The organism is Actinoplanes sp. NPDC048988 (assembly GCF_043197815.1).
Lineage (GTDB): Bacteria > Actinomycetota > Actinomycetes > Mycobacteriales > Micromonosporaceae > Actinoplanes.
Window position 1 is genome coordinate 675,119 of sequence record NZ_JBICTW010000001.1, and the last position, 14,135, is coordinate 689,253.

Consider the following 14,135-nt stretch of genomic DNA (forward strand, 5'->3'; position numbering starts at 1 on the left):
CTCCCAACGAGGCGGAAAGGACTATCAGCCGGCCCAGACGAAGCCGAATGCGATACCCAGCAGGGCGAGCGCCTCGATGACGGCGAAGCCGATCCAGACGAACGGCAGGGTCAGGCGGGACGACTCGGGCTGACGCGCCGTCGCCTGGATGTAGGCCGAGAAGACCAGGCCGATACCGATGCCGGGGCCGATGGCGGCCAGGCCGTAGCCGATGGCGGCGGTGCTGCCCTCAACGGCGGCAAAAACGTCCATTACTGATTCCTCCTGGTATCTCGCGTGACTGTCACGCGGGACGACAACGGGATGTGGCGATCGGTGGTACTCAGTGCTCGTCGGCGGCCAGGGAGCCCTGCAGGTAGCTCGCGGTCAGCACGGTGAAGACGTAGGCCTGCAGGCAGATCACGACGAACTCGAGGAACGTGAGCGCGACGGTGAGCAGCCAGGACAGGACCGAGACGGGCGCCAGCCAGGGGTTCGCGCTGAACATCGCGAAGCCGGCCAGGGTGAACACCAGCAGGAGGATGTGCCCGGCGAACATGTTCGCGAAGAGACGGACGGCGAGAGCGAACGGCCGCACGAGGAAGTTCGAGAAGATCTCGATGGGCACCAGCAGCGGCAGGATGAATCCCGGCGCGGTCGGCACGACGGCGAGCTTGAAGTATTTGATGCCGTGGTGCTTGACACCCACCCAGATGAACAGCACGTAACTGATCACGGCGAGGAAGGCCGGGAAGGCGATGTGCGACATCGGCGGGATCTGCACCAGCGGCACGATCCCCCAGAAGTTGTTCACCAGAATGAACAGGAACAGCGTCGTCAGGTACGGCGCGAAGCGCACACCCTGCGGGCCGATCATGTCAACGGCGATGTTGTTGCGCACGAAGCCGTAGATGCTCTCGGCGATCCACTGCTTCTTGGTCGGCACCAGCTTCGGCTTCCGGTACGACACCAGGAAGAAGATGATGATGGCCGCGACGGCGACCCAGACCAGCAGAGTGATCTTGGTGAACCAGTAGTTGTCCTCCGCACCCCACGGCAGGATGCTGGGCAGGTAGAAGTCCTCGACACTCGGCGGGAACTCTGCCGCGAGGACCGTCGACTGATCGATCACCTTGGCCCTTTCCTGTTAGGCGCCATCGCCTGGCGCGCAATGAGGTACACCGCACCGCCGACACCGAGGACGGCGCCTATGCCGGCGAAGATGCCCTTGGTTCCGACGAAGTAGTCGACAAGCCAGCCGATACCGCCCCAAACGAGAATGCCCGCGATCAGATAACTCAGGGCCGTCATGCCCGCGCCGGCGTTCGGCAGCGGGCTCTTCCCGTCGTCGTCGCGAGGGTCTTTGTGGGGTGGTTCTTGGCCGGTCATGACGGCCCGAACGATATCAGCAGGTAACACGAGGCTAAGCGGGACCCCCCGCACAACCGCAGTTGTCCAGGCGTCAGGGGTCTCGCAACTGGAAGAACACGGTACTCCAGCCGAACAAGAACCCAACACAACGCGAGCAAGCGCGTCACCGGATCGGGTTCGATACATTCCGCACTCCCTGCTGAACAGGGGTTACGGGCATGTGACAGATCACATCAGGCGCGTCGGCGGGTGAGCCACCAGGCTTGGACCGAGGTCCAGACCACGACTCCGGCGACGATGCCCAGCGCGACGGCGGTGCGGCCCGGCCATTCAGCGGATACTCCGAACGCCAGAATAACGCCGAACAAGACGTATTTCACGACATATGTCAACAAGCCGAGAGGCATCATCAACTCCGGCCGCACCGTGTCGGACCAGGCCAGCACCACGGTCGAGACGGTGTAGCTGACCGTCACGATCAGCACACCGAGAGCGGCGCCGAGCGCCGCCGGCGCGCCGCCGGTCAGGAAGCCCACCGACGCGGCGCACAGCAGGAGGGCAACCGACACCGCCGACAGGAACGGCAGGTGCTCCAGCTTCCAGCGCGGGTCCGCGGGCAGCGGGGGCAGCTTCGGCAGCGGCCTGCCGTCGTCGTCATCCTCGACGGGCACGTACGGCTCGTAGAGGTCGTCCGGGTCCTGGCGGTCGCCGTGGGAGGCGGAACGCGGGCCGGTGGGCTCGGATGGCAACGGCAAGGTGAGACCTTCATGAAGCGGGACGGGGCGCGTCAGGACCGCGCGGGAACGGCGATGGCGGTTGCCATCAGCGTACCGGCCGTCACGAACCGGCCGCTGAAGCCGGTGAGTGGCCGCCCGCCCGACTCGGCGCCGACCCGCAACAGCGCCTCGAACCGGCCCCTCGACGGGTCCATCCGCACCTCCGCCTCCTCGAAGCCCAGCCAGCGGAGGGTCAGCGGGAACCACGCCTTGTAGACCGCCTCCTTGGCACAGAAGAGCAGCCGGTCCCAGTGCGTGCCCGGCCGCGCCGCCCGCAGCGCGGCCACCGCGTCGAGCTCCTCGGGCAGGGCGATCGCCTCCAGCACCCCCTCAGGCAGCGCCTCGTTCGGCTCCGCGTCCACCCCGATCGCCCGGAAATCGGCGGCCGGGGCCACCACCGCCGTGCGGTAACCGGCACAGTGCGTGATGCTGCCGACCACACCCGCCGGCCAGGCGGGCGCTCCTCGCTCACCGGTCAGGATCGGCCGGGGCGGGTAGCCCAGCGCGGCCAGGGCCTCCCGGGCGCAGCGCCGCGCGGTCGAGAACTCGCTGCGCCTCTTCGCCACCGCGTCGCGGACCAACTCCTCCTCGGCAGGGAACAGCGGGGCCGGCACCGAGTCGTCGTAAGCCTCCACGACGGCCACGCCGCGAGGCAGGATGCCGGCGATCACACCCGGACCCCGGCCGGCAGGACGTCGCGCATCGGCTGGGGCGCCGGGCCGCGGTGCCGCCACTCGCGCGGATAGCCGAGCGAGACCTCCTCGAACCGCACCCCGTCGTACCAGGTGGTGCGCGGGATGTGCAGGTGGCCGTAGACCGCCACGGCCGCGCGGAAGCGGACGTGCCAGTCGGCCGTGCGGTCGGTGCCGCACCACTGGGCGAACTCGGGGTACCGCAGCACCCGGGTCGGCTCCCGCACCAGCGGATAGTGGTTGACCAGCACGGTCGGCAGCGCGGGGTCGAGGGCGGCGAGGCGCCGCTCGGTCCAGGCCACCCGCGAGCGGCACCACTCCTGGCGGCTCGGGAACGGGTCGGGGTGCAGCAGGAACTCGTCGGTGCAGACCACACCGGCCTCGTACGCCTGCTCCAGCGCCAGTGCCCGGGTGGGCGCGGTGGGCGTACGGAACGAGTAGTCGTACAGAAGGAAGAGCGGCGCGACCACGACCGGCTCAGGCCCGCCGCGCCAGATCGCGTACGGATCCTCCGGGGTCAGCACCCCGATGCCGCGGCACATCTCGACGAGACGCTCATACCGGGCCACGCCCCGCAGCTGCACCGGATCCTCCCTCGGCGTCCACAACTCGTGGTTGCCGGGTGCCCAGATCACCTTGGCGAAACGGCGGCTCAGGGTGGTCAGCACGGCCTCGACGTCGGCGAACATCTCGGCGACGTCACCGGCGACGATCAGCCAGTCGCCGTCCGACGCCGGGCGCAGCCGCTCGGCCACCGCGCGGTTCTCGGCGTACCCGACATGCAGGTCGCTGACCGCGAACAGGGCGCTCACGCCGCCGCCCGGCCGGCCGCGACCGCCTCGGCGATCCGGGCCTCGAGCACCTCGGCGGCCCGGGGCGCGCCACCGGCGGCCGCCACGTGCCGGCTCATCCGGACGGCCGCCTCGCGCATGCCCTCGTCCGCGAGCGTCTCGGTCACGGCCCGGCGCAGGGCGGCGGCGGTCAGCTCCTCCGGGGGCAGCAGCGTGCCGCAGCCCAGTTCCGCCAGCCGGTCGGCGTTGACCGCGTTCTCCCCACCGTGCGGCACCACCACCAGCGGCACGCCCAGCGCGAGGGCCTGCATCGTGCTGCTCATCCCGCCCTGGGTGACCAGGACACCGGCGTGCGCGAGCACATCCAGGTGCGGCACCCACGGCCGGGCCTCGATGTTCGACGGCAGCGGGCCCAACTCGGCCACGTCGAACTTGTCGCCCGTCGTCATCACCATGTGCAGCGGCAGGCCGGCGAAGGCTTCCGCGCACATCCGGAAGAACTTCGCGCTGCCGTACGTGGTGCCGAGCGAGGCGAGCACGACCGGCCGCCCGTCGCCCGGCGGCTGCCACTGCCCGCCCGGTTCGAGGTCCTGGCACGGGCCGACGAACTGGAACCGCTCGTCGAACAGCTGCTGCTCGATCTGGAACTCGCGCGGCAGGAAGACGAGGTTGAGAGGTTCGACGGTGGTCAGCACCTCGAACGCGGACGCCCCGCCGCCGGGGAGGTAGCGCTCGAGCCAGTCCCGGAGGGCGGTGAGGAACTCCAGACCGCCGGAGTCGCCGCCGTTGAGCACGCCGACGGCGCCGCCCGCCCGCTGGAAGACGCGGTGGGCGAGGCTGAACCGCTCGTTGGAGGCGAAGATCGGGAAGGTCTGCACCGCCGGGATGCCGTGCTTGCGGCTCGCCGCGCGGCCGGCGGTGTAGAGGGTGAGGTCGTAGACCAGCAGATCGGGCCGGTCGGCGCGGAGCACCGGCTCCAGGGCGTCGAGCGCACCGGTGCCCTCCTCCAGCGACATCATGAGGATGCCCATGACCTCCTCCCGCTGGTAGGTCGAGGCCTCCTGGTAGCGGGCGGCGGTCGAGGCGTACCGGACCGGCTCGGCCCCCGCCGCCGCGACCGTGCCGGCGAACTCCTCCGTGGTGACGTACGTGACCCGGTGCCCGCGGCGCACCAGCTCCCGCACCACGTCGAGGGTCGGGATGATGTGCCCGTGGCTGGGGATGCTGAGGAAGGCGATGTGCGACACGGCCGCTCCAATCACGCTGAGATCTTGCGGTAGACGGTTCGGGCGACGGCGGTGATCTGCTCGACGACATCCGCCTGCATCACGGCCTCGTCCTGCGCGGCGCGGATGTCCTCGCCGTGCAGCACCGCCGCGGCGAAGCGCCGCAGCACGTTGACGAACTGGGCGTCGGCCGGCAGCACGATCTCCTCGCGGTGGTCCTGCCGCTCGATCCGGAGCACCGGCTGGTGGCCGTCGGGCGGGGTGAAGACCCGCTCGGTGCTCAGCCGCCCGGTGCTGCCGGACAGGGCGTAGCTGGTGCGGTAGGAGTGCTCCATGCCGAAGACGGCGCTGACCGCCACGCCGCCCGGGCCGCAGGCCAGCACGCTGCCCGACAGCACGGCCCCGCGGTCCGGGTCGCGGCAGAGCACGGCGCCGACCACGTCCAGCTCGCCGATGAGCATCATCGCGGCCCGGATCGGATAAAGGCCGATGTCGAGCAGCGCGCCCCCGCCGAGCCCGGGCTCGTAGCGGATGTCGCCCGGCGGCCGCGGCGGGATGGTGAAGGCGCTGTCGAAGTTGCGCAGCTCGCCGATGGCGCCCTCGCTCACCAGCCGGCGTACGGCGGCGTGCTGCGAATGGTGCAGGAACATGAAGTTCTCGTAGAGCACGAGACCGCGGTCGCGGGCCAGCGCGAGCACCTTGCGGGCGTCCGCGGCGCTGGCGGCGAGGGGCTTCTCGACCAGGACGTGCTTGCCGGCCCGCAGGGCGCGCTCCGTCCAGGCCGAGTGCAGGTGGACCGGCAGCGGCAGGTAGACCGCGTCGACGCCGGGATCGGCGAGCACGCGTTCGTAGCCCTCGACCGGCTCGCCGCCGAAGCGCGCGGCGAACCGGGCGGCCTTCGCGGCACTGCGGCTCGCCATCGCGGTCAGCTCGATCTCCGGGACCGCGAGCATGGCCGGCAGCGTGCGGCGCCAGGCGATGTCGGCGCACCCGAGCACACCGACCCGGACCCGCCGTGCGTCGTCCCTAGCGATCATGTCTCGTTTCCCTCCGGCCGAGGCCAGATCGCCTCAGTGGTGGCCGGCCGCGACGGCGGCGAGCGGACCGACGTAGTTGTCCAGGAGCGCGTCCAGGTAGCCGGGTCCGAAGCCGAACTCCGCGGCCTCCGGCACGAGCGAGCGCAGCAAGGCGGTGGAGACCAGGGTCCGGGTCACCGGCACGTCGATGACCCGCCGCTCGGCCGTACGCCCGAGACGGCGCTCGATGCCGGCGACGATGGTCTCGACGGGCTGCGGTATCCCCGAGGCGATGTTGACGGTGCGGTTGCGCACGCCCTCGCGCAGCAACCGGTCGAGCGCCACCACCATGTGCCGCACGTCCACGAGGTCGCGGTGACCGCCCCGGTGCACCGACACCGTGCCGGCGAGGACTCCCGCGACCAGCAACGGCAGCAGCTGATGCGGGCGCTGCGCGTCGCCGACCAGGTGGCTGAGCCGGAACACCAGCCAGTCGACGCCGGAGTTCTGCACGACGCCCTCGAGGGCGAGCTTGTGCCGGCCGTACGGCGAGGTGGGGAAGACCGGTCCGTTCTCCGTGCCCGGCGAGGCGTCGGCCCCGTACATCGCGGCCGACGCGGTGGAGAAGAAGACGATCGTCGAGCCGGTCGCCCGGCAGTGGTGCAGCACGTCGTAGAGGAGCGCGGCCTCGCGGTCGAACTCCGCCGTCTGGTCGACCACGGTGGTCGAGACGCCGGCCGCGACGGCCACGACCCGGGGATGCGAGTCGGCCAGCGGCGCCAGGTGATGTGCGAGGAAGCCGCGTCCCACGATCTGCATGGCATCTCCGATCGAGCCCGTGTTGGCCGAGTTCCGCGTTAGTGCAACACAGTGGACGGCCGACCGGATCCCCTACATCGCGGGCCGGGGGTGGTGCCAGGTCTAGGGGTTGTTCGCACCGGGAGACGTCCGGTTGGCTGCGATCATTCCGGGCCACGACCTCGAAGGACCTGACATGACGACTCGCGTGTGGGACTACCGCGACGAGTACGAGAGCGAGCGCGACGACATCCTCGACGCGGTCGACACCGTCTTCCGCTCCGGACAGCTCGTGCTCGGCGACAGCGTGCGCGGCTTCGAGACGGACTACGCCGCGCTGCACGGTGTACGGCACTGCGTCGGCGTCGACAACGGCACGAACGCGCTCGTGCTGGCGCTGCGCGCCCTCGGCGTGGGCCCCGGCTGCGAGGTCGTCACGGTGTCCAACACGGCCGCGCCGACCGTCGTCGCGATCGACGCGGTGGGCGCCACCCCGGTCTTCGTCGACGTGGATCCCGGCACCTACCTGATGGACGTGGCCCAGGTCGCCGCCGCGATCACCGATCGCACCCGGTGCCTGCTCCCGGTGCACCTCTACGGCCAGTGCGTGGACATGGCACCGCTGCGCGAGCTGGCCGAGCGGCACGGCCTGGCCCTCCTGGAGGACTGCGCCCAGGCGCACGGGGCCCGGCACCACGGCGAGCTCGCCGGCACCATGGGCGACGCGGCGGCCTTCTCGTTCTACCCGACCAAGGTGCTCGGGGCGTACGGCGACGGCGGGGCGGTGATCACCGACGACGGCCCGACCGCGGACAACCTCCGCCGGTTGCGTTACTACGGCATGGAGGAGCGTTACTACGTCGTCTCCACGCCGGGATACAACAGCCGGCTCGACGAGGTGCACGCCGAGATCCTGCGCCGCAAGCTCAAGCGCTTCGACTCCTACCTGGCCGGCCGGCGTGCGGTGGCCCGGCGGTACGCGGAGGGCCTGGCCGGCACCGGCCTGGTGCTGCCGGAGATCGCGCCCGGCAACGACCACGTCTATTACCTGTACGTCGTACGGCACCCGCGCCGCGACGACATCATCGAGGCGCTGAAGGCGCACGACATCCTGCTCAACGTCAGCTACCCCTGGCCGGTGCACACCATGTCCGGCTTCGCCCACCTGCGGCAGGGGCCCGGGTCGCTGCCCGTCACCGAACGCCTGGCCCAGGAGATCTTCTCCCTGCCGATGTATCCGTCGCTGCGCCCCGGCCAGCAGGACAAGGTCATCGACAGCGTCCGGTCGGTGCTCGCCAACCTCTGATCGGAGGGTTCATGCCCGTGGCACGGACGATCGCGGTCCCGGCCCCGCCCAGCCCGCTCACTCCCGGCATCGCCGCCTGGCTGTCGGAGTACGGCGAGCGCAACCGGATGACAGTGGGCATCACGCCGCTGGAGGCGCTGAACCGGTGGCAGACCGACCAGCGCACCGGCGACATCAGCCATCGCAGCGGCCGCTTCTTCACGGTGACCGGGCTGGACGTGCATGTCTCCGGCAGCCCGCTCGAGCACTGGCGCCAGCCGATCATGGATCAGCCCGACATCGGCATCCTGGGCCTGCTGGTCAAGAGGTTCGGCGGGGTGCCGCATCTTCTCGTCCAGGCCAAGGTCGAGCCGGGCAACTGCAACGGCGTCCAGCTCTCCCCGACCGTGCAGGCCACCCGAAGCAACTACACCCGGGTGCACGCCGGGCGTGCGGTCCCCTACCTCGAGTACTTCCAGCAGAGCGAGCGGCACATCGTGCACGCCGACGTTCGCCAGTCCGAGCACGGCACCTGGTTCTACCGCAAGCGCAACCGCAACATGGTCGTCGAGGTGACCGGCGAGGTGGAGGTGCTGGAGGGCTTCCGCTGGCTCACCGCCGGCGAGCTGGGATCGCTGCTGGCCGTGGACAACCTGGTCAACATGGACACCCGGACCGTGCTGGGCTGCCTGCCGATGCCTGGTCCCGGCCCGCACGACAGCGCCGATCCGCACGACGCGCGCACCGGCGCGCTGGTCGCCTCGATCACCGGGGAGCGGCCGGCCCGGCACGACCTGGACGAGATCCTGCGCTGGCTCACCGCCGTTCGCAGCCGCCGGGAGGTGCTCGTACGGCCGATCACGCTGAGCGAGGTCGCCGGCTGGGGTCACCGCGACGGGCGCATCTCGCACGACGAGGGGCTCTTCTTCGACGTCATCGGTGTCGACGTGGAGGCCACCGGCCGGGAGGTCGCCCGGTGGAGCCAGCCCATCTTCGCGCCGCGCGGGCTCGGCCTGAACGCGCTGCTCGTACGCCGCGTCGACGGCGTGCTGCACGTCCTGGTGCAGGCCCGGGTCGAGCCCGGCTACCTCGACGTCGTGGAGGTCGCCCCGACCGTGCAGTGCACACCGGACACCTACGACCGGCTGCCGCGGGCGGCCCGGCCGTTGTTCCTCGACGAGGTGCTGGCGGCCGAGGAGGAGCAGATCCTCTTCGACGTCATCCACTCCGAGGAGGGCGGCCGGCTCTACCACGCGCGCAACCGCTACCTGGTGGTGGAGAGCCGCACCCCGGCCGCCGTGATCGACCACCCCGACTACCGGTGGGTGACCCTGCGCCAGCTCGGCGCGCTCATGCGGCACAGCCACTACGTCAACGTCCAGGTACGCAGCCTGGTGGCCTGCCTGCGCGGCCTGGCCGGTCACACCTTCTGACCATCGATCCGAGAGGCCCGCCGTGTCACGGCACATCACCTTCCTCAGCATCCCGAGTCACGGGCACGTCATCCCGACCGTGGGAGTCGTGCGCGAGCTGGTCCAGCGTGGTCACATGGTCACCTACGTGGTGCCCGAGGACCTGGCCCACCTGCCCCGGGAGGCCGGGGCCGAGGTGATCACGTACGACTCCCCCACCGGCACCAACCCGCCCGAACTCCCGTACACCCCGGACGTGCTCCACCGGCTCACCGAGCGGGCCTTCGCCGAGGGCGCGGCGGTCATGCGCGCGCTCGTGCCGGCGCTGGACCACCGGCGGCCGGACGTCCTGGTCTACGACCTCATGCAGTACGCCGCCGGCCGGGTCGCGGCGCACCGGTGGGGCCTGCCGGCCGTGCAGATGTTCCCCATCTTCGCCTCGAACGCCCAGGTCAACCCGGTGCAGCTGTTCGCCGAGGCGGCGGAGGGCACCACCGCCGGCTACGACGCCGCGGCACCGGCCGGCGACATCATGGGCCTGATCCGCGACGGCGTCACGGCGCTGGGCGGTGCCGACGTGCCGGCCTGGCAGCTGCTGGCCCGCATCGAGCCGCTGAACCTCGCCTTCTTCCCCAAGGACTTCCAGATCGGGCACGAGACCTTCGACGACCGGTACGCCTTCGTCGGCCCGTGCCATCGGGTGCGACCGGCGGAGACGGGCGCCTGGTCGCCACCCGCCGACCCGGCCGGCCCGATCGTGCTGATCTCGCTCGGTACCACGTACGACCGGCATCCCGATTTCTTCCGGGCCTGCGTCGAGGCCTTCCGGGACGCGCCGCTGCACGTGGTGATGACCGTGGGCCGGCTCGACCGGGCCGAGCTCGGCCCGTTGCCGCCCAACGTCGAGGTGCATCCGTGGATCGCCCATCCGGACGTGCTGGCGCACGCCGGCGTCTTCCTCTTTCAGGGCGGCATGACCAGCATCATGGAGTCGCTGGCGGCCGGCGTGCCGATGGTGATGGTGCCGCACGCCGGCGAGGCGCGGATCAACGTACGGCGGGCGGTGGAGCTCGGCCTGGGCCGGCGCCTGGACCCGGGCGAGGTGACCGCGGCGGCGCTGCGCGACACCGTGACCGAGGTGGCCGGAGACGCCGCCATGCGCCGGGCGGTCGCCGCGATGGGGGCGAAGGTCCGCTCCGCCGGCGGCGCGGCGCGGGCCGCCGACGAGCTCGAACGATTCCTGGACAAGAGCTGAGTCACCGAGGAGGACCATGTCCCGCCACATCGCCGTCATGAACATTCCCAGTCACGGTCACGTCATCCCGACCGTGAGCATCGTCCGCGAGCTCGTCGCAAGGGGACACCGGGTCACGTACGCCGCGGCGGGCGCCTTCGCCGGCACCTTCGCCGCCGCCGGCGCCGACGTGGTGCGGTACGAGTCGCCCTACGCCGAGCACGGCATGCACCTCGACTACGGCGCGTCCCAGGTGGTCGACGTGGTGATGCGCTCGTTCGACGAGTCCGAGGCGATCGCGGCCGCGCTGCGCCCCGTGCTCGACGACGACCCGCCGGACCTGCTCGCGTACGACCTCACGGTGATGGCCGCGGGCCGGGTGACCTCGCGGCGGTGGGGAGTGCCGGCGGTGCAGATGTCGCCGTTGTTCGCTTCCAACGCGCACACCCAGCTCACCCGCAACGTCTTCGCCCGTACGGCGGGCAGCGAGCGGCTCTTCCAGCCGCAGAGCACCGCCGGCGTCGACTTCTTCACCCGCCTGACCGACTCGGTGCGTGCCCTCGGCGGCGACGGCGTCATCTCCCCGGCCGAGGTGCTCGGCGCCGTGGAGCCCCTCAACCTGGTCTTCCTGCCGAAGGAGTTCCAGCTGGCCGGCGATACCTTCGACGACCGGTACGCCTTCGTCGGCCCCTGCCAGGAGCACGACCCGGCCGCCGCCACGTGGCAGCCGCCCGCCTCCGGCGCGCCCGTGGTGCTCATCTCGCTCGGCACCACGATCCAGGCCGGCCCCGAGTTCTTCCGGACCTGCGTCGACGCCTTCGCCGGCTCCGGACTGCATCTGGTCATGACGATCGGCGACCGGTTCGCCCCGGAGGAGCTCGGGCCGGTGCCGCCCGGCGTCGAGCTGCACCCCTGGGTGCCGCACCTCGACGTGCTGGCGCACGCCCGGGCCCTGGTCTGCCAGGGCGGCATGAGCAGCGTCATGCAGTCGCTGGCGATGGGCGTGCCGATGGTGCTCGTGCCTCAGTGGGGCGAGAACAGGGTGAACGCGGAACGGGTGGTGGAACTCGGCCTGGGTTCGCTGATCGCGCCGGAGGAGGTCACCGCCGAACGACTCGTCGCGGCGGTGACCGAGCTGACCTCGTCGCCCGGCTACGCCTCGGCGGCCGCCCGGCTTCGCCAGGACATCCGCCGGGCCGGCGGCGCGGAACGCGCCGCCGACGAGATCGAACGGTTGTGCGCCAAGGGCTGACCGCCCCGGCTCAGGCTCGCGGGTCCCCCGGGCGCACCGGCAGCTCGGCGGGACCCCGCAGCAGCAGCGGCTGCCACCGGATCAGATCGGGGGCGACGTCCAGCCGCAGATCCGGGAAGACCCGCAGCAGCTCGCCGATGGCCCGCCGGGCGATCAGCCGGCCGAGCGGCGCGCCCAGGCACCGGTGGATGCCGTGGCCGAACGCCAGATGCCCGGTGGGGTCGGCGTCGAGGTCGAGCCGGTCTCCGGCGGCGAAGCGGTCCCCGTCGCGGTTGGCGGCCCCGAGCGCGAGCATGACGAGCTCACCGGCCGGGACGTCGGCCTCACCGAGCCGCAGCGCGGTGGCGCTGACCCGCATGGTGGCCAGGTTGACCGGGCTCTCGAAGCGCAGCAGCTCCTCCACCACACCGTCGAGGCGGGACGGCTCGGCCCGCACCGCGGCCAGCTGCTCCGGGTGCGTGATCAGCGTCAGAACGCCGTTGCCGATGGCCGCCGCCGTCGTCTCCCAGCCGGCGATGAGCAGCAGGAAGGCCATGGAGACGAGCTCGGCGCCGGTGATCCGGCCGGGCTCGCCGGCGGTGCGCAGAAGGTGCGGCACGAGTCCCACCGGGGCGGCGGCGGGATCCGCCGGCAGCTCGCGGCGGTAGCGTTTCAACAGCTCGGCGCAGTCGTCGACGGCCTGGGTGGAGTTGCCCAGCATCGCCTTCTCGGCCCAGCCCAGGAACGCCGCCCGGTCCTCGGCGGCGATGCCGATCACGTCGCAGATGATTTCGCGAGTCACCGGCAGCGCGAAGTCGGCCATCAGGTCGGCCGTCTCCCGGCCGGCCATCGCGTCGACGCCGACGGCGACGGCCCGGGCGACCGCCGGCTCCCACCGCGCGGTGGCCCGCGCCGTGAAGGCGCCGGCGACCAGGGTGCGCAGCCGGGTGTGGTCGGGCGGGTCGAGGTTCAGCAAGTGGTGGACGGCGGGCACGACGCTGCCCCTCCCGCCCATGAGGGCGGCGATCGTCCGGCGCCCGTCCTTGATCAGGCCGGGGTGGTTGAGGGCCGCGCGCACATCGTCGTGCCGGGTGACCAGCCAGCATGGAAGCCCCATGGGCAGCCGCACCCGGGCGACCGGCCGTTTCCGGCGCAATTGACGGTAGAGGGTGTAGGGGTCCCTCATCTCGATGACTTCCAACTGCTCCCCCGTGACAGTCATCGGCGTCTCTCCTCACATTTTCCGATAATCTCTGCGAACGCCCTCCAGGCGCGAGATCACGACGATTCCGCAATGGTCTCCGGAATCGATGACAGCCATTTCCAAATGGCCATCTACGCTCACCATAGGCCCCCTAGGATCCGATAAGTACCCCTGTTTTCCGAGCTGGCGGACCCCCTTGCTCATTACGCTCGAACAATGCGGGGAATCATTCTGGCCGGCGGCACCGGCTCCCGGCTCTGGCCGGTCACTCAGGCGGTGTCCAAACAACTCATGCCGGTGTTCGACAAGCCGATGATCTATTACCCCTTGTCCACACTGGTCGGCGTGGGCATCCGGGAGATTCTGATCATCACGACACCGGAGGACCAGGCGCAGTTCCGGCGCCTGCTCGGCGACGGCTCGCAACTGGGCCTGCGCCTGGAGTACGCGGTGCAGCCCCACCCGGACGGCATCGCCCGCGCCCTGGTGATCGGCGAGGAGTTCCTGGACGGCGACTCCGTGGCCCTCATCCTCGGCGACAACCTGTTCCACGGTCCCGAGCTGGGGCGCCAGCTCGACACGGGCGGCGACCTCCCGGGCGGCCGGGTCTTCGCCTACGCGGTGGCCGATCCGAGCTCGTTCGGCGTGGTCGAGTTCGACGCCGCCGGGCGGGCGCTCTCCATCGAGGAGAAGCCGGCCCGGCCCCGGTCCCGGTACGCCGTGCCGGGCCTCTACTACTACGATTCCGAGGCGGTGCGGATCGCCCGCGACCTGCGGGCCAGCGGCCGGGGCGAACTCGAGATCACCTCGGTCAACGAGGAGTATCTGCGCCAGGGGCGGCTGTCGGTCACCCCCCTCGACCGCGGCACGGTCTGGCTCGACACCGGCACCTTCGCCAGCCTGGTGCACGCGGCCGAGTACGTCCGCGTCATCGAGGAGCGCCAGGGCATCAAGATCGGGTGCGTGGAGGAGGCGGCCTGGCGGGCCGGCTTCATCGACGACGACCAGCTGCGGGCGCTGGCCGGGCCGCTGGAGCGCAGCGGCTACGGCTCCTACCTGCTCCAGCAGCTCGACTGGGAGTGGGTTCCCGCGCCCGTCTGACCGTCGGCGGAGAAGGGGG

General features: G+C 71.2%; 15 protein-coding genes. 5 read left to right on the top strand and 10 right to left on the bottom strand.

Annotated elements, in window-relative coordinates:
• Positions 1-24: 24 nt before the first annotated feature.
• The 9 genes from ACGFJ7_RS03205 to ACGFJ7_RS03245 form a co-directional block, all read right to left on the bottom strand.
• Positions 25-252 (bottom strand): ATP synthase F0 subunit C, encoded by a 228-nt coding sequence (locus ACGFJ7_RS03205; RefSeq protein ID WP_360242546.1) that lies wholly within the window; start codon positions 250-252, stop codon positions 25-27.
• A 70-nt stretch (positions 253-322) separates the two neighbouring features.
• Positions 323-1,111: a F0F1 ATP synthase subunit A gene (gene atpB / locus ACGFJ7_RS03210; RefSeq protein ID WP_360242549.1), complete on the bottom strand. Its 789-nt coding sequence runs from the start codon at positions 1,109-1,111 to the stop codon at positions 323-325.
• On the bottom strand, positions 1,108-1,368 hold the full coding sequence (locus tag ACGFJ7_RS03215) for a hypothetical protein (protein ID WP_360242552.1): 261 nt from the start codon (positions 1,366-1,368) through the stop codon (positions 1,108-1,110). Before ACGFJ7_RS03215 ends, atpB begins: the two co-directional genes overlap by 4 nt.
• A 215-nt stretch (positions 1,369-1,583) precedes the next feature.
• The gene (locus ACGFJ7_RS03220) at positions 1,584-2,105 is read right to left on the bottom strand and encodes a hypothetical protein (RefSeq protein ID WP_392640571.1); all 522 of its coding nucleotides are present in this window, start codon (positions 2,103-2,105) and stop codon (positions 1,584-1,586) included.
• Between the two features lie 32 nt (positions 2,106-2,137).
• Entirely contained in the window at positions 2,138-2,797 is a 660-nt protein-coding gene (locus tag ACGFJ7_RS03225) for a 4'-phosphopantetheinyl transferase (RefSeq protein WP_392640574.1), read from the bottom strand.
• Positions 2,794-3,630: a metallophosphoesterase gene (locus ACGFJ7_RS03230; protein ID WP_360242558.1), complete on the bottom strand. Its 837-nt coding sequence runs from the start codon at positions 3,628-3,630 to the stop codon at positions 2,794-2,796. The genes ACGFJ7_RS03225 and ACGFJ7_RS03230 overlap by 4 nt, the downstream gene beginning before the upstream one ends.
• Positions 3,627-4,871: a macrolide family glycosyltransferase gene (locus ACGFJ7_RS03235; protein ID WP_360242561.1), complete on the bottom strand. Its 1,245-nt coding sequence runs from the start codon at positions 4,869-4,871 to the stop codon at positions 3,627-3,629. The genes ACGFJ7_RS03230 and ACGFJ7_RS03235 overlap by 4 nt, the downstream gene beginning before the upstream one ends.
• On the bottom strand, positions 4,868-5,872 hold the full coding sequence (locus tag ACGFJ7_RS03240; RefSeq protein ID WP_360242564.1) for a Gfo/Idh/MocA family oxidoreductase: 1,005 nt from the start codon (positions 5,870-5,872) through the stop codon (positions 4,868-4,870). Before ACGFJ7_RS03240 ends, ACGFJ7_RS03235 begins: the two co-directional genes overlap by 4 nt.
• Before the next feature lie 33 nt (positions 5,873-5,905).
• On the bottom strand, positions 5,906-6,670 hold the full coding sequence (locus ACGFJ7_RS03245; protein WP_360242567.1) for an NAD-dependent epimerase/dehydratase family protein: 765 nt from the start codon (positions 6,668-6,670) through the stop codon (positions 5,906-5,908).
• A 175-nt stretch (positions 6,671-6,845) separates the two neighbouring features.
• On the opposite strand from ACGFJ7_RS03245, the gene ACGFJ7_RS03250 reads away from it, so the two are divergent.
• From ACGFJ7_RS03250 to ACGFJ7_RS03265, 4 genes are read left to right on the top strand one after another with little or no spacing between them, the layout of a single operon-like run.
• Positions 6,846-7,955: a DegT/DnrJ/EryC1/StrS family aminotransferase gene (locus ACGFJ7_RS03250; RefSeq protein WP_360242570.1), complete on the top strand. Its 1,110-nt coding sequence runs from the start codon at positions 6,846-6,848 to the stop codon at positions 7,953-7,955.
• A 17-nt stretch (positions 7,956-7,972) separates the two neighbouring features.
• Entirely contained in the window at positions 7,973-9,367 is a 1,395-nt protein-coding gene (locus ACGFJ7_RS03255) for an NDP-hexose 2,3-dehydratase family protein (RefSeq protein ID WP_392640580.1), read from the top strand.
• Positions 9,368-9,389: 22 nt separating this feature from the next.
• Complete coding sequence (locus tag ACGFJ7_RS03260) at positions 9,390-10,601, top strand: macrolide family glycosyltransferase (RefSeq protein ID WP_360242576.1); 1,212 nt, start codon at positions 9,390-9,392, stop codon at positions 10,599-10,601.
• A gap of 16 nt (positions 10,602-10,617) precedes the next feature.
• A complete protein-coding gene (locus ACGFJ7_RS03265; RefSeq protein ID WP_360242579.1) occupies positions 10,618-11,832 on the top strand; it encodes a macrolide family glycosyltransferase in 1,215 nt (404 codons plus the stop codon).
• Between the two features lie 10 nt (positions 11,833-11,842).
• Here the strand turns inward: ACGFJ7_RS03265 and ACGFJ7_RS03270 are convergent, their stop codons facing one another.
• Complete coding sequence (locus ACGFJ7_RS03270; protein WP_360242582.1) at positions 11,843-13,033, bottom strand: cytochrome P450; 1,191 nt, start codon at positions 13,031-13,033, stop codon at positions 11,843-11,845.
• A 198-nt stretch (positions 13,034-13,231) separates the two neighbouring features.
• On the opposite strand from ACGFJ7_RS03270, the gene rfbA reads away from it, so the two are divergent.
• On the top strand, positions 13,232-14,116 hold the full coding sequence (gene rfbA / locus ACGFJ7_RS03275) for a glucose-1-phosphate thymidylyltransferase RfbA (RefSeq protein ID WP_360242585.1): 885 nt from the start codon (positions 13,232-13,234) through the stop codon (positions 14,114-14,116).
• Positions 14,117-14,135 lie beyond the last annotated feature (19 nt).